Annotated in this window: 13 protein-coding genes; 4 read left to right on the forward strand and 9 right to left on the reverse strand. The window is 73.1% G+C overall.

The genetic code is table 11. From position 1 onward, the window contains the following. Positions 1–7: 7 nt before the first annotated feature. Together N3K63_RS00190 and N3K63_RS00195 are read right to left on the reverse strand one after the other, a co-directional pair. Positions 8–703 (reverse strand): uracil-DNA glycosylase, encoded by a 696-nt coding sequence (locus N3K63_RS00190; protein ID WP_261577945.1) that lies wholly within the window; start codon positions 701–703, stop codon positions 8–10. Positions 704–731: 28 nt separating this feature from the next. Then, on the reverse strand, positions 732–1,232 hold the full coding sequence (locus N3K63_RS00195; RefSeq protein WP_261577946.1) for a phosphoribosyltransferase: 501 nt from the start codon (positions 1,230–1,232) through the stop codon (positions 732–734). A 74-nt stretch (positions 1,233–1,306) separates the two neighbouring features. Between N3K63_RS00195 and N3K63_RS00200 the strand changes: the two genes are divergently transcribed. Beyond that, a complete protein-coding gene (locus N3K63_RS00200; protein WP_261577947.1) occupies positions 1,307–2,791 on the forward strand; it encodes an MFS transporter in 1,485 nt (494 codons plus the stop codon). A gap of 15 nt (positions 2,792–2,806) precedes the next feature. On the opposite strand, the gene N3K63_RS00205 is transcribed toward N3K63_RS00200, so the two are convergent. Further along, positions 2,807–3,586, reverse strand: a complete 780-nt coding sequence (locus N3K63_RS00205; protein WP_261577948.1) for an SDR family oxidoreductase — start codon at positions 3,584–3,586, stop codon at positions 2,807–2,809. Positions 3,587–3,819: 233 nt separating this feature from the next. Here N3K63_RS00205 and N3K63_RS00210 point away from each other — a divergent pair, with 233 nt between their 5' ends. Together N3K63_RS00210 and metX are read left to right on the forward strand one after the other, a co-directional pair. After that, complete coding sequence (locus N3K63_RS00210) at positions 3,820–5,142, forward strand: bifunctional o-acetylhomoserine/o-acetylserine sulfhydrylase (RefSeq protein WP_261577949.1); 1,323 nt, start codon at positions 3,820–3,822, stop codon at positions 5,140–5,142. A gap of 112 nt (positions 5,143–5,254) precedes the next feature. Continuing rightward, the gene (gene metX / locus N3K63_RS00215) at positions 5,255–6,457 is read left to right on the forward strand and encodes a homoserine O-acetyltransferase MetX (protein WP_261577950.1); all 1,203 of its coding nucleotides are present in this window, start codon (positions 5,255–5,257) and stop codon (positions 6,455–6,457) included. Between the two features lie 83 nt (positions 6,458–6,540). Here the strand turns inward: metX and N3K63_RS00220 are convergent, their stop codons facing one another. The 4 genes from N3K63_RS00220 to N3K63_RS00235 all read right to left on the reverse strand — a co-directional run bounded on the left by N3K63_RS00220 (position 6,541) and on the right by N3K63_RS00235 (position 10,321). After that, entirely contained in the window at positions 6,541–7,758 is a 1,218-nt protein-coding gene (locus N3K63_RS00220; RefSeq protein WP_261577951.1) for an MFS transporter, read from the reverse strand. After that, complete coding sequence (locus tag N3K63_RS00225; RefSeq protein WP_261577952.1) at positions 7,755–8,099, reverse strand: thiamine-binding protein; 345 nt, start codon at positions 8,097–8,099, stop codon at positions 7,755–7,757. Before N3K63_RS00225 ends, N3K63_RS00220 begins: the two co-directional genes overlap by 4 nt. Before the next feature lie 15 nt (positions 8,100–8,114). After that, entirely contained in the window at positions 8,115–9,329 is a 1,215-nt protein-coding gene (locus N3K63_RS00230; protein WP_261577953.1) for a hypothetical protein, read from the reverse strand. Between the two features lie 128 nt (positions 9,330–9,457). Continuing rightward, entirely contained in the window at positions 9,458–10,321 is an 864-nt protein-coding gene (locus N3K63_RS00235; protein ID WP_261577954.1) for an ADP-dependent NAD(P)H-hydrate dehydratase, read from the reverse strand. Between the two features lie 58 nt (positions 10,322–10,379). On the opposite strand from N3K63_RS00235, the gene N3K63_RS00240 reads away from it, so the two are divergent. Continuing rightward, positions 10,380–11,456: an NADH:flavin oxidoreductase/NADH oxidase gene (locus N3K63_RS00240; RefSeq protein ID WP_261577955.1), complete on the forward strand. Its 1,077-nt coding sequence runs from the start codon at positions 10,380–10,382 to the stop codon at positions 11,454–11,456. 68 nt (positions 11,457–11,524) lie between these two features. On the opposite strand, the gene N3K63_RS00245 is transcribed toward N3K63_RS00240, so the two are convergent. Together N3K63_RS00245 and N3K63_RS00250 are read right to left on the reverse strand one after the other, a co-directional pair. Continuing rightward, the gene (locus N3K63_RS00245; RefSeq protein ID WP_261577956.1) at positions 11,525–12,580 is read right to left on the reverse strand and encodes a hemolysin family protein; all 1,056 of its coding nucleotides are present in this window, start codon (positions 12,578–12,580) and stop codon (positions 11,525–11,527) included. Then, the gene (locus N3K63_RS00250) at positions 12,577–13,905 is read right to left on the reverse strand and encodes a hemolysin family protein (protein ID WP_261577957.1); all 1,329 of its coding nucleotides are present in this window, start codon (positions 13,903–13,905) and stop codon (positions 12,577–12,579) included. The genes N3K63_RS00245 and N3K63_RS00250 overlap by 4 nt, the downstream gene beginning before the upstream one ends. Positions 13,906–14,103: the final 198 nt, after the last annotated feature.

Here is a 14,103-nt window from a genome sequence, read left to right on the forward strand (position 1 = left end):
CGCCAGCCTACGCGGGGAGCCGCCAGTCGACGGGACCGGCCCCCTGCTGCGCGAGCAGCGCGTTGACGCGCGAGAAGGGACGGGAGCCGAAGAACCCGCGCCGCGCCGACAGCGGCGACGGGTGCGCCGACGCCACGATCGGGGTGTCGCCCAGCAGCGGCTGCAGGGTGGCGGCGTCCTTCCCCCACAGCACCGCCACCAGCGGGCGCCCCCGTGCGACGAGGGTGCGGATGGCGTGCTCGGTGACCTTCTCCCAGCCCCAGCCGCGGTGGGATGCCGGGGCGCCGGGCGCCACGGTGAGCACCCGGTTCAGCAGCATCACGCCCTGATCGCTCCACGCCGACAGGTCGCCGTGCGCGGCGGGCGGGATGTCCAGATCGTCGGCCAGCTCGCGGTAGATGTTGGCGAGGCTCCGCGGCAGCGGCCGCACGTGCGCGTCGACCGCGAAGGAGAGGCCGATGGGGTGGCCCGGGGTCGGGTAGGGGTCCTGCCCGACGATGAGCACCTTCACGTCCGCCAGGGGTCGCGCGAAGGCGCGCAGCACGCGGTCGCCGCTCGGAAGGTAGCCGCGACCGGCGGCCGTCTCGGCGCGCAGCCGCTGCCCGAGGGCGGCGATGTCGGGGGCCACCGGCTCCAGCGCCCGCGCCCACCCGGCATCCACGAGCCCGGCGTCGGCGAGCTCGGGCAGCGACGCCGGGGTCACCGCCCGACCGCCCGAGCGGCGGCGCGCATCAGGCGCTGGCCTCGGCGCCGGCGTCCTCCTCGGCGACCGTGCCCTGCGCCGACCACGGGAAGTCGATCCACTGTCCGGTGGCGCGCCACGAGTAGTCGGGCGTGGCGATCGTGCCGGGCTTGGTGTAGATGCACACCGAGCGCACGTCGGCGCCCGCCTCGCGCAGCATGGTCACGGCCAGGGCGAGCGTGCGACCGCTGTCGGCGACGTCGTCGACCAGCAGCACGCGCTTGCCGGGAAGGTAGCCGAGGTCGAGGTCGGGGGGCAGCAGCGCGGGCGCCTCGAGCACCGTGCCGATGCCGGTGTAGAACTCCACGTTCAGGGCCCCGCAGCTCTTGACGCCGAGCCCGTAGGCGATGGCTCCGGCCGGCAGCAGCCCACCGCGGGCGATGGCCACCACCACATCGGGCGCGAAGCCGTCTGCCAGCACCGCGCGCGAGAGCTCACGCGTCGCCTCTCCGAAACCGTCCCATGTCAGCACTTCGCGCTCATCCGTCACGCGCTCCAGCCTAGGCGGGGCGCGCACTCCCGCGGTGTGTCGCGCACGCGGCCGCACGCGCCGCCGTCCCTAGAATGAGCGCCGTGGCGACCCGAACCGCACTGCGCACCCCGCTGGCCTCGTCAGCGCTGGGAATCACCGCCGGCCTCATCGGCTGGTTCATCCTCGTCGAGCTGGTCAGCGGCATCCTGCAGGGGTACTACGTGCCCCTGTTCAGCGACATCGTCGTGCACCTGGGCATCCACGACTCCGACGTGAACTGGTTCGAGGCCGCGCAGCTGCTGCTGTCGGCGCTGGTCGTGCCGGTGCTCGCCAAGCTCGGCGACATGTACGGCCACAAGCGCATCCTGCTGATCGCCGCCGTCCTCACCGCCGGGGCCACGTGGTGGCTCGCCTTCGCGGGCTCGTTCTGGACGTTCCTCATCGCCTGGGCGCTGCAGGGCTTCTACGTGGTGTGGCTGCCGCTGGAGATCGCGCTCATCTTCGAACGCGGGCGCAGCCAGCAGCGCGGCGTCTCGCAGACCCGCCGGGCGGCGGGCCTGCTGGTGGTGGGACTGCAGGCCGGCGCGATCATCGGCGCCCTCGCGGCCGGACGCATCTTCGCCGCGACCGGCGGCGACCTCACCCTCACCCTCATCGTCCCCGCCGTCGCGGTCTCGATCGTGGCGGTCGTCATCTGGCTGTGGGTGCCCGAGTCGCAGCCCGAGGCCGGGCGCCGCCTCGACACCGCGGGCTTCGTGATCCTCGCGTGGGCGCTGCTGCTGGTCACCGGGGCGCTGGTCTGGATGCGGATGATCGGCGAGCTCGACCTCGGCCCCGGCGCCTGGTGGTGGGTCGGCGCGCTGCTGGTGGCCGGCATCCTCGTCTTCGTCTGGTTCGTGCGTCACGAGCTGCGCCAGGACGACCCCGCCATCGACATCCGCGTGCTGCGCAGGCCCGAGATGTGGCCGGTGCAGGCCACCGCCTTCCTCGTCGGCATCAGCCTGCTGGGCGCGCAGGGGCCGCTGTCGACCTATGCGGGCACCGACCCCGCGCTCGGCTACGGGCTGGGGCTGGATGCCACCGAGCGCTCCAACATCATCGGGGTCTACCTCGTGTCGCTCATCGTCGGCGCCGTGCTGTTCGCCGTCACCTCGCGGTGGGCGAGCCCCCGGGTCGTGCTCATCGGCGCGTCACTGCTGGTCGGCATCGGCTACCTGCTGTTCCTGCCGTTCCACCTCGAGCTGTGGCAGGTGCTGCTGAACCTGTCGATCGCCGGCCTCGGCTGCGGCGCGCTGGTCGGGGCGATGCCCGCCGCCGCGGCGGCCGCCGCCCCGCGGGGCCAGACGGGGGTGGCATCCGCCCTCACCAACACCACCAAGACCATCGGCGGCACGTTCGCCTCGGCCGTCTTCGGCGTCGTGCTCGCCGCCGGGGTCGGGGCGGTCGCCAGCCAGACCGCCGCCTCGCTGGGCGGCTACATCACCGTGTGGGCGGTGTGCGCGGCCGGCGGGTTCCTGGCCGCGGTGCTGCTGCTGTTCGTGCCGAAGGTCGCCTTCGCCGACGCCCCGCCCGCCTGAGCGGACGCCCTGCGGTCAGTGCCCGCGCGGACGCAGCGCGCCGCGGGCGAGCTGGTGCTGCGCCGACTGCGCGACGGGACGCAGGGTGACCAGGTCGAGGTTGACGTGGCCGGGGGCGCTCAGGGCGTAGACGATCACGTCGGCGACGTCGGCGGCGGTCAGCGGGTCGGCGACGTCTTCGTAGACCTTCTCGGCGGCCGACACGTCGCCGCCCAGCCGGTTGAGGGTGAACTCGGGGGTGTGCACCATGCCAGGGGCGACCTCGCTCACCCGGATCGGCTCGCCGCCGAGCTCGAGGCGCAGCGCGTGCACCAGCATCGACTCGCCCGCCTTGGCGGCGTTGTAGCCCGCGCCGCCGGCATAGGCGGTCTGGGCGGCGGTGGAGGTGACGAACAGGGTGTCGGCGTGCCCGTCGGATGCCGCGGCGTCGCGCAGCAGCGGCAGCAGCGCCGCCGTCACCAGCTGCGCCGACAGCACGTTGACCTCGAACATCCAGCGCCAGTCCTCGGGCGAGCCGTCTTCGATGCGGTCGGCGCCGCGGGCGCCGCCGGCCACGTGCACGAGGGCGTGCACCGGGCCGGTGTCGGCGAGGTGGGCGGCGAGGGCCTCGACGTCGGTCTCGGAGGTGAGGTCGGCGGCGAAGGAGGCCGAGCCGACCTCGGCGTCGAGGGCCTCCAGGCGCCCGGCGCGGCGGGCGACGCCCACGACGTCCCAGCCGGCGGCCCGCAGGCCCCGCACGGTCGCCTCACCGATCCCCGAGCTCGCCCCGGTCACCACTGCACGTCGCGTCGTCATCCCCCCACGCTACCCGCGCCGCACCCCACCCCCCGAGCCGGGGCCCCGTGTCGCGAGAAGGGACCCGGCGCGCGCCGATCGGGCGGGGCGGGGCGCGTTACGCCCCGTGTCCGGGGCTTTGCCGCCGCCGCGGGGCGGGACGTACGCTCGACCCCAGCGACGGCATCCGACCGCCGCGAACGACCACCGCGCGATCGAGGGACGATCGGGCGCATCATCCAGGGGAGCCCGACATGACCGCATCCGAGAACTGGCGCTTCGAGACGAAGCAGATCCACACCGGCGCCCAGCCCGACCCGGTGACCAAGGCGCGCGCGACCCCGATCTACCAGACCACCTCGTACGTGTTCGACAACGCCGACCACGCGGCGAACCTGTTCGCGCTGGCCGAGTTCGGCAACATCTACACCCGCATCCAGAACCCCACGCAGGACGTCGTCGAGCAGCGCATCGCCGCGCTCGAAGGCGGCACCGGCGCACTGCTGGTCGCCTCCGGGCAGGCCGCCGAGACCTTCGCGGTGCTCAACATCGCCCAGGCCGGCGACCACATCGTCTCGTCGAGCTCGATCTACGGCGGCACGTACAACCTGTTCAAGTACACCCTCGCCAAGCTCGGCATCGAGACGACCTTCGTCGAGAACCAGGACGACCCCGAGGAGTGGCGCCGCGCGGTGCGCCCGAACACGAAGCTGTTCTTCGCCGAGACGGTCGGCAACCCGCAGATCAACATCCTCGACATCCGCACCGTCGCCGACGTCGCCCACGCCGCCGGTGTGCCGCTCATCGTCGACAACACGATCGCCACGCCCTACCTGATCCGCCCGTTCGAGCACGGCGCCGACATCATCGTGCACTCGGCGACGAAGTTCCTCGGCGGCCACGGCACCGTCATCGGCGGCGCCATCGTCGACGGCGGCACCTTCGCGTGGTCGCAGAACGTCGACAGGTTCCCCGGCCTCACCGAGCCCGACCCCTCCTACCACGGCGCCTCGTACACGACCGCCGTCGGCGACCCGCTGGCCTACATCATCAAGGCCCGCGTGCAGCTGCTGCGCGACCTCGGCGCCGCCATCTCGCCGCAGAGCGCGTGGCTGCTGATCCAGGGCATCGAGACACTGTCGCTGCGCATCGAGCGTCACGTGCAGAACGCGCAGGAGATCGCGGAGTGGCTCGAAAACCACCCCGACGTGGCCAGCGTCAACTACTCGGGCCTGCCCAGCTCGCCCTGGTACGCCGCCGCCAACCGCTACGCGCCCCGCGGCGTCGGCGCGGTGCTGTCGTTCGAGCTGAAGGGCGGCGTGGCCGCCGGCCGCGAGTTCGTCAACTCGCTGAGCCTGTTCAGCCACCTCGCCAACATCGGCGACGTGCGCTCGCTGGTGATCCACCCCGCCTCCACGACCCACTCGCAGCTCACCCCCGAGCAGCAGCTCACCTCCGGAGTGACGCCGGGGCTCGTGCGCCTGTCGGTGGGGCTGGAGAACATCGACGACCTCAAGGCCGACCTCGACCAGGCCCTCGCCGCCGCGCGCCGCTTCGCCGAGGCCGCCCGCGCCTGAGGCGCCTTCCCGTCACCGGGCACGATGCCCCGTCCCTTCACCGGGGCGGGGCATCGCCGCGTGAGACGTAACACGACCGCCCGCAGCGCCCCCAGCCGCGAGAATGGATGCCATGGACTGGCAGACCTCCGAAGACACGGTGCCCAGCGCGCCGATCACGGAGGCCGACGCGCGCCTGTTGCGCGCCCGTCCCCCGGCCACCGGCGCCTGGCGCGACGGCGACCCGGTCGGCGGCCGCCGGTTCGCGGCCCTGGGTTCGTTCCGCACCGAGGGCGGCCGGGAGCTTCCCGGCATCCGCCTGGCCTACGAGACGTGGGGCGAGCTGGATGCCGACGGCGGCAACGCCGTGCTGGTGCTGCACGCCCTCACCGGCGACAGCCACGTGGCCGGCGACGCCGGCCCCGGCCACCCCACCGACGGCTGGTGGGAGGACATCGTCGGCCCGGGCCGCGCCCTCGACACCGACCGCTACTTCGTGGTCGCCCCCAACATGCTGGGCGGATGCCAGGGCTCGACCGGTGCGTCCTCGATCGCCCCCGACGGCCGCGAGTGGGCCTCGCGCTTCCCCTACCTCACCATCCGCGACCAGGTCGCCGCGCAGGCGCTGCTGGCCGACCGGCTCGGCATCGGCACGTGGGCGGCGGTCGTCGGCGGGTCGATGGGCGGCATGCACGCGCTGGAGTGGGCCGTCGGGATGCCGCAGCGCGTCGCGCGCCTGGCGGTGCTCGCCGCTCCCCCGAGCTCGACGGCCGACCAGGTCGCGCTGAACTCGGTGCAGCTGGAGGCCATCCGCATCGACCCGCGCTTCGCCGGCGGCGAGTACTACGACGAGGCCGACGGCGACGGGCCCCACCGCGGGCTGGCGCTGGCGCGGCGCATGGCGATGCTGAACTACCGCAGCACCATCGAGCTGAACCAGCGGTTCCAGCGCTCCTGGCAGTCGGGGGTCAGCCCGCTCGGCCGCGGCGGCCGGTTCGCGGTGGAGAGCTACCTCGACTTCCACGGCAACAAGTTCACGCGCCGCTTCGACGCGAACTCGTACATCACGCTCGTCGAGGCCATGAACTCCCACGACATCGGACGCGATCGCGGCGGCGTCGAAGACGCGCTCGCGCAGGTCACCGCGCGCACGTTCGTGCTCGGCATCGACAGCGACCGGCTGTTCCCCGTGGAGGGGCAGCAGCGCATCTTCCGCGGCATCCGCTCGACCATCGACGACGAGCTGGTGGTGCTGGCCAGCGACTTCGGGCACGACGGCTTCCTCATCGAGACCGAGGTCGTCGGCGCGCACCTGCGGCGGCTCCTCGCCGCCTGACCCCTGCGCGGGGCTGCGGACGGCCCAGCGCAGCCTCGGACGGCTGAGCGCAGCCCGGGCGGCCCGGCGCAGCCCGGGGCGGTTCAGCGCAGCACGGGCACCCGGCGCCGCTCGACGACGACGCTGACGATCGCGATCACCAGTCCCGCCGCGGCCAGCGACGCACCCACCCAGATCGGGGCGGTGAAGCCGAGGCCCGCGCCGATGACCAGGCCGCCCAGGGCGGCGCCCAGGGCGTTGCCGATGTTCAGGGCGGAGTGGTTGAGGGCGGCGGCGATCGACTGGTTGTCGGCGGCGACGTCCATGAGGCGGGTCTGGATGGCGGGGCTGAGGGCAGCCGAGGCGAACCCCACGAGGAAGACGAACAGCGCGAGCGCGCCGATCCACTGCGCCGTCAGCGCCAGCGAGATCTGCACGACGATGAGCACCCCCAGCCCGCCCAGCAGGGTGCGCACGAGGTCGCCGTCGGCCAGGCGTCCGCCGACGAGGTTGCCGGCGGTCATGCCGAGCCCCATCAGCACGAGGATGATCGGCACCACCCACTCCGGCGAGCCCGCCACCTCGGTGATGACGGGGGCGATGTAGCTGTAGCAGGCGAAGAAGCCGCCGAAGCCGATCGCGCCGAACGCCAGCGTGAACCAGACCTGCCCGATGCGGAAGACGCCGAGCTCGGCGCGCAGAGTGCGGCCCGGATCGCCGGGATGGGCGGGCACGAACATCCAGATGAGGAGTGTCGCGAGTGCGAAGATCGCGGCGACGACGACGAAGGCCGCCCGCCATCCCACCTGCTGGCCGAGGAAGGTGCCCAGCGGCACGCCGACCACATTGGCGATGGTCAGGCCGGTGAGCACGAACGCGACGCCCTGCGCGCGCTTGCCCGGGCCGAGCACGTCGGCGGCCACCAGCGCGCCGATGCCGAAGTAGGCGCCGTGGGGCAGGCCCGCCAGCAGCCGCGAGGCCAGCACGGTCTCGAAGCTCGGCAGCAGGAACGTCAGCGCGTTGAACACCGTGAGCGCGAGCGCCAGCACCACCATCACCCGGTGCCGCGGGTATTTCGCGACCGAGCCGGCGATGGTCGGCGCACCGATGACGACGCCCAGCGCGTAGGCGGTGATGAGCCAGCCGGCGCGGGCGATGGCATCTTCGGGCGAGTCGGACCACAGGGCCGGCAGCAGGCTCTCGGCGATGTCGGGGAGCAGCCCCATGACGACGAATTCGGTCATGCCGATGCCGAAGCTGCCGACGGCGAGGGAAAGGAGCGCCCACGTCGCCGCCCCCCTCGTGGTGTTCGAGGAGGTCACCCGCCCAGCGTAGTGGCGTCCGGAGCGGGCGGCTCCGCGGCATCCGCGATGGCCTGCTCGAGGCGCTGGATCTTGCCGTCGATCTCCCCGGTGTAGCCGGGGCGGATGTCGGCCTTCAGCACGAGCGACACGCGCGAGCCGTAGGGCATCACCGCGTCGGTGGCGGCCTTGACGACGGCGAAGACCTCGTCCCACTCCCCCTCCACCTCGGTGAACATCGAGGTGGTGCGGTGCGGCAGGCCCGAAGCGCGCACGACGGCGACCGCGGCGGCGACGGCGTCGTGCACCGAGCCGTCGGCGGAGCCGGAGCCGGACGGGGCGACGGAGAAGGCGATGAGCATGGGGATGACCTCCGATCAGGCGGCGACCGTCGCCGGGCGCCGCACCGGCGGGCGCACCCGCGCCAGCCGGACGACCATCCAGACGAACAGTCCCACGAGCAGGATATTGCGCACCGTCAGCACCGTGACGGCGACGGGCTCCGGGTACAGGATGCCGTTGTAGAGCATCGGATACACGATCTGGGTGAGCGCGGCGGTGACCAGCACCAGCAGCGCGGGCCGCAGCCATGCCCGCCGGTCGAGCACGAGCCCGAGGATCACCGAGGGGAACAGCCAGCAGATGTACTGCGGCGAGCCGACCTTGTTGAAGGCGATGAAGCCCACCACCAGCGCCAGCGAGAGGGCCGGCAGCAGCGTCAGCACCGTGGCGCCGCGGGCGGCCTTGACCGCGCCGAGCGCGGCGACGGCCACGATGGCGGCCACCAGCACCGGCGTCATCACCGCGATCACGGGGTCGATCTGACTGCCGGTCACCTGGAAGGTGAGGATGTCGGGGTCGTAATAGACCCAGAAGCCGGGCACCTCCAGGAGCGCGCCCCACAGGTAGAAGGCGCTCACCGGCGCCTCCACCTGCAGCCCGCGGGAGGTCTGCTCGGTGAGGAACCCGAACGCATACGGCAGGCCGCCGGCGGCCACCACCAGAAGCAGGGTGAGCGCGCTGACCGCGAGCGCCCCGGCGATGATCACGAGGCGCCGGCGCAGCGCGATGACCGCGGCGGCCAGGAGAGCCGCCGGCCACACCTTCATCCACGTGGCCGCCGCCAGCAGCACGGCGGCCACCGCGGGGCGGCGCACCAGCCACAGGCATCCCAGCACGGCGAGGGCGACGGTGATCCCGTCGAGTCGGTACAGGCCCACCGGGCCGAGCAGCACGATCGCCGCCAGCCAGAACCACGCGGCCACCTGCCGCCCCTGCGAGGAGCCCCGTCCGACGAGCACGGCGAACGCGGCGGCGTCGACCGCCGTCACCAGCAGCGCCCACCCGACGATGTAGCTGCCCGTCAGCACACCCAGCGGCTGGGCGATGAGCATCGGCACGAGCGCGAGCTGCGGATAGACCCAGGCGGAGTGGATGCCGACGATGCCGGCGCCCTCGAGCGCGGCGGCCGACCACGGCTCGTACACGCGGTACACGTCGCCCATCGGCTCGTTGGGCATGAGCCAGCCGAGCCACGCGACGCCGAGGTGCACGACGGCGAACGCGATCCACAGCACAGCTCGCCTCGACACCCGCTCCATTGTAGGGATGCCGGCGCGGCGCTCCCCCGGCATGTCGTCCCGCGACGCCGCGCGGGGTGTGTCGGGCGTCTCTGCGGCGCGCGGGGTGTCGGGCGCAGCCGGTGCCAGGTGCCGCGGTGTCAGGAGCTGCGGTGTGCGCGCAGCAGCCCGCCGACGACGGCGGGCACCGCCTCGGCGACGTCCAGCGCGGTCACCGCCCCGCCGCCGGCGCGTTCAACCGCCGCGGCACCGGCGTGCCCGTGCACCCAGGCGCCAGTGGCGGCGAGCGCGCCGAGGGCGTCGAGTGCGTCGGTGCCGGCCTGGTCGCGGGCGGCCGCGCCGGCCACCAGCGCGCCGAGCACCCCGCCCAGCACGTCGCCGGTGCCGGCGGTGGCCAGCCATGCGGTGGGCGCGGCGACGGTGCGCACCGCGCCGGCGGGGGTGGCCACGATCGTGACGGCGCCCTTCAGCAGCACGACCCCGCCGAGCGCGGCCGCGGTCTCCACCGCCGCCGCCTCCCGCTCGGGGGTCTCCGCGGAGGACTCCGGTGCGGACAGGCCCAGGGCGGCGCGCAGCTTCGCGTGCTCCGAGGCGTGCGGGGTCACCACGAGCGGGGCGTGCGCCGCGGGGGCCAGGTCGAGCGCGCCGGCATCGACGACGACCGGCTCATCGCCGGCGAGGATCTCGCGCAGCGCGGCCGTCTCGGCGGCGGTGCGCTCGGCGGCGTCGGTGCCCGAGCCGATCAGCCACGCCTGCACCCGGCCGGCGGCGGTCACCGTCTCGGGCCGGCGCGCCAGCACGAGGGAGGTCGGATGCTCGGGGCCGAGGTAGCGCACCATGCCGAGCCCGGTGCGCCACGCCGCCTCCACGCCGAGCACCGCCGCACCCGGGTAGCGCTGCGACCCGGTGCGCACGCCGAGCACGCCGCGGGAATACTTGTCGTCGGAGCCCGTTGGCTCTCGCAGCAGGGATGCCGCATCCTGTGCCGTCCACTCGTCCGCCATGACGCCACCCTATTCCCGGGAGGCGCCCCGGCCCGCCGCCTCCGAGGAGTCCTCCCGCATGAGCCAGCTGTTCAGCCCCATCGAGCTCGATGGTCACACCGTCCGCAACCGCCTCTGGGTGGCGCCGATGTGCATGTACTCGGCGGTCGACGGGATGCCGAACGACTGGCACCACGTGCACCTGGCGCAGTTCGCCGCCGGCGGGGCGGGCATGGTGATCACCGAGGCGACCGCGGTGCTGCCCGAGGGACGCATCTCCCCCGAGGACGTCGGCCTGTGGAACGACGCGCAGGCCGAGGCCTGGGCGCCCATCGCCGCCGCCATCCGCGCGCGCGGCGCGGTGCCCGCCTTGCAGCTGGCCCACGCCGGGCGGAAGGCCTCGACGTGGTCGCCGTTCTCGGGCCGCGGCCACGGCTCGGTACCGGAGGCCGAGGGCGGGTGGGAGACCCTCGCCCCCTCGCAGGTCGCCTTCGAGGGCTACGCGCCGCCCGCCGCGCTCACCGTCGACCAGCTCGACGAGCTCGTCGCGGCCTTCGGCGCCGCGGCCGCGCGCGCCGTGCGCGCCGGGTTCGAGGCGCTCGAGGTGCACGCCGCCCACGGCTACCTGCTGCACGAGTTCCTCTCGCCGCTGTCCAACCACCGCGACGACGCCTACGGCGGCAGCCTCGAGAACCGGGCACGCCTGCTGCTGCGGGTCATCGATGCCGTCCACGCCGCCGCCCCCGGTGCGCTGCTCATGGTGCGCTTCTCGGCGCAGGACTGGGCCGAGGGCGGCTGGGACCTCGCCCAGACCGCCACGGTGGCCACATGGGCGGCCGAGCACGGCGCCGCCTTCGTCGACGTCTCCAGCGGCGGGCTCGTCGCCCACCAGCAGATCACGACCGGCCCCGGCTATCAGGTGCCCCTGGCCGCCGGCATCCGCCGCGCCACCGGGCTGCCCGTCGGCGCGGTCGGCGAGATCACCAGCGGCACGCAGGCCGAGGCGATCCTCGCCGCCGGCGACGCCGATGTCGTGCTGGCCGGTCGCGAGTGGCTGCGCGACCCGCACTTCGCGCTGCGCGCCGCCGGCGAGATCGGCGACACCGACCTGGCGCCGTGGCCGGCCCCCTACCTGCGGGCCCGCCGCCGCGCCTGACCCCCGCACGCACACGCGCACGACAGAGCCCGCCCCGAGCGATCGGGGCGGGCTCTGTGCGGTGCGGGTCAGTATCCGCGACGGGTGGCGTCGTGCACTTCGCCGACGAGCTCCTCGATGATGTCCTCCAGGAACAGCACGCCGGTGATCTCACCGGTCGCATCGCGCACCTGGCCGAGGTGACGGCTCGAGCGGCGCATCAGCGCCAGCGCGTCTTCGAGGTCGGTGGTCTCGGCGACCGACACCATGTGGTGGATGCGCTTGGGCTTGATCGGCTCCGAGACGTCGTTCTCGGCATCCGGACCCTCGGCCGCGCGCAGCACGTCCTTCAGGTGCACGTAGCCCAGCGGCACGCCCTGGTCGTCGACGATCACGTAGCGCGAGTAGCCGTACTTGGCGACGGCGCGCTCGATCTCGTCGGGCGTCGTCGACTCGGGCAGCGTCACCAGCGCCGACAGCGGCACCGCGATGTCGGCGGCCTTCTTGTCGGTGAACTCCACCGCCGCCGCGACCGCACCCGACGCGTCGTCGAGGAGGCCCTCGATGCGCGACTGGTTGACGATCGTGGCGACCTCGTCGAGCGTGAAGGTCGAGGCGGCCTCGTCCTTCGGCTCGACGCGGAACAGGCGCACGATGTGGTTGGCGATCCAGTTGAGCGCCACGATCAGCGGGTGGAACACCTTCGAGACCCACACCAGCGGCGTCGCCAGCAGCAGCACCGCCCGGTCGGGCAGCGAGAACGCGAGGTTCTTGGGCACCATCTCGCCGAACACGACGTGCAGGTACGACACCAGCAGCAGCGCGATCGCGAACGCGACGCCGCCGATGACGGCCTCGCTCCAGCCGGTGAGCGCCAGCGGGCCCTCCAGCAGGTGGTGGATCGCCGGCTCCGAGACGTTCAGGATCAGCAGCGAACAGATCGTGATGCCGAGCTGGCTCGTGGCCAGCATCAGCGTCGCGTGCTCCATGGCGTACAGCGCCGTCTTGGCCGTCTTCGAGCCCTTCTCGGCCAACGGCTCGATCTGCGAGCGTCGTGCCGAGATGACGGCGAACTCCGCGCCGACGAAGAACGCGTTGAAGACCAGCAGCACGACCAGCCATGCGATTCCCGCCCAGTCGCTCATCGCTGCTCACCTCCCTCGACGCCCGCGCCTTCCGGCAGCGGATGCGCCACGAACTTCACCCGGTCGACGCGGCGACCGTCCATGCGCTGCACCGTGAGGGTGCCGTCCTCCAGGTCGACGACGTCGCCGACCACGGGGATGCGCTCGAGGGTGGACATGAGGAACCCGCCGACGGTGTCGTAGACGTCCCCCTCCGGCACGCGGATGCCGGTGCGGTCGCGCACCTCGTCGGGTCGCAGGTCGCCGCCGAAGACGACGCCGCCGCCCACGCGGACGACGCCCGCGCGGTTGCGGTCGTGCTCGTCGAGCACCTCGCCGACGATCTCCTCGACGAGGTCTTCGAGGGTGACCACACCGGCCGTGCCGCCGTACTCGTCGACGACGATGGCCATCTGGTAGCCGCGGGCGCGCAGCTCCGACATGAGGCCGTCCAGGTGCACGGCCTCGGGAACGCGCAGCGGCTCCTCGGCGATGGCGGCCGCCGGCACATCGGCGCGGCGGTCGCGCGGCACGCTGACGGCCTGCTTCAGGTGGGCGATGCCGATGATGTCGTCCATCGACTCGTCGTACACCGGGAAGCGGCTGTGGCCGGTGCGGCGGGCCAGCTGGATGACGTCTTCGACGCTGTCGCCCGCGGCGACGGCGTGCACGCTCGGGCGCGGGGTCATCACGTCGGCCGTCGACAGGCGGGCGAAGGTGAGGGTGCGGTCCAGCAGCGACGCGGTGTCCTCCTCGAGCACGCCGGCACTGGCCGAACGACGCACGAGGCTCGACAGCTCCTCAGCGGTGCGCGCACCCGACAGCTCCTCCTTGGGCTCCACGCCCATCGAGCGCAGCACCCCGTTGGCGCTGCCGTTGAGCACGGTGATCGCCGGCCGGAAGACCGTCGTGAAGGCCACCTGGAAGGGCAGCACGAGCTTGGCGGTCTGCCGCGGCACCGCGAGGGCGAAGTTCTTCGGGACCAGCTCGCCGATGATCATCGAGAACGTCGTGGCGACGGTGATGGCCACCACCGTCGAGATCGGCCGCGCCGCGGCATCCGAGAGCCCCCACGCCGTGAAGACGGGGCTCAGCAGGTTGGTGATCGCCGGTTCCATCGTGTAACCGGTGAGCAGCGTGGTCAGGGTGATGCCCAGCTGCGCGCTCGACAGGTGCGTCGAGGTGATCCGCAGCGCGCTGATGGTCAGCGCGAGCCGTGACTCACCGGCCGCCTGGCGCGCTTCGAGATCTGCGCGATCGAGGTTGACCAGCGCGAACTCGCTGGCCACGAACAGGCCGGTGCCCACTGTCAGAAGCAGCCCCACGCCCAACATGACGTAATCCATCACGCATCACCTCCGATCGAACGGAGGCGGGGTCGGTGGGGCGAGCGTCTATTAGGGGGGTCATCCATGACAGAAGATTCTAAGGGATCCCCGCTCCCCCTCGGCCGGTCCCCGTTTCGCCCCCCGCTCGTCGAGCGAGGAGCGCGTTTCGACTCGCTCCGCTCGCTCAACGACCAGGGGTCGAGGCACGGTCGTTGA

It is taken from the genome of Microbacterium festucae (assembly GCF_025421715.1).
Lineage (GTDB): Bacteria > Actinomycetota > Actinomycetes > Actinomycetales > Microbacteriaceae > Microbacterium > Microbacterium festucae.

Bases quoted from the DNA above. Each gene is read 5' to 3' on its own strand.
- metX (WP_261577950.1), top strand. From the start codon at position 5,255: ATGGACTGGCAGACCTCCGAAGACACGGTGCCCAGCGCGCCGATCACG.
- N3K63_RS00200 (WP_261577947.1), top strand. From the start codon at position 1,307: ATGAGCGCCGTGGCGACCCGAACCGCACTGCGCACCCCGCTGGCCTCG.
- N3K63_RS00205 (WP_261577948.1), bottom strand. From the start codon at position 3,586: ATGACGACGCGACGTGCAGTGGTGACCGGGGCGAGCTCGGGGATCGGT.
- N3K63_RS00210 (WP_261577949.1), top strand. From the start codon at position 3,820: ATGACCGCATCCGAGAACTGGCGCTTCGAGACGAAGCAGATCCACACC.
- N3K63_RS00245 (WP_261577956.1), bottom strand. From the start codon at position 12,580: ATGAGCGACTGGGCGGGAATCGCATGGCTGGTCGTGCTGCTGGTCTTC.
- N3K63_RS00225 (WP_261577952.1), bottom strand. From the start codon at position 8,099: ATGCTCATCGCCTTCTCCGTCGCCCCGTCCGGCTCCGGCTCCGCCGAC.
- N3K63_RS00240 (WP_261577955.1), top strand. From the start codon at position 10,380: ATGAGCCAGCTGTTCAGCCCCATCGAGCTCGATGGTCACACCGTCCGC.
- N3K63_RS00250 (WP_261577957.1), bottom strand. From the start codon at position 13,905: ATGGATTACGTCATGTTGGGCGTGGGGCTGCTTCTGACAGTGGGCACC.
- N3K63_RS00235 (WP_261577954.1), bottom strand. From the start codon at position 10,321: ATGGCGGACGAGTGGACGGCACAGGATGCGGCATCCCTGCTGCGAGAG.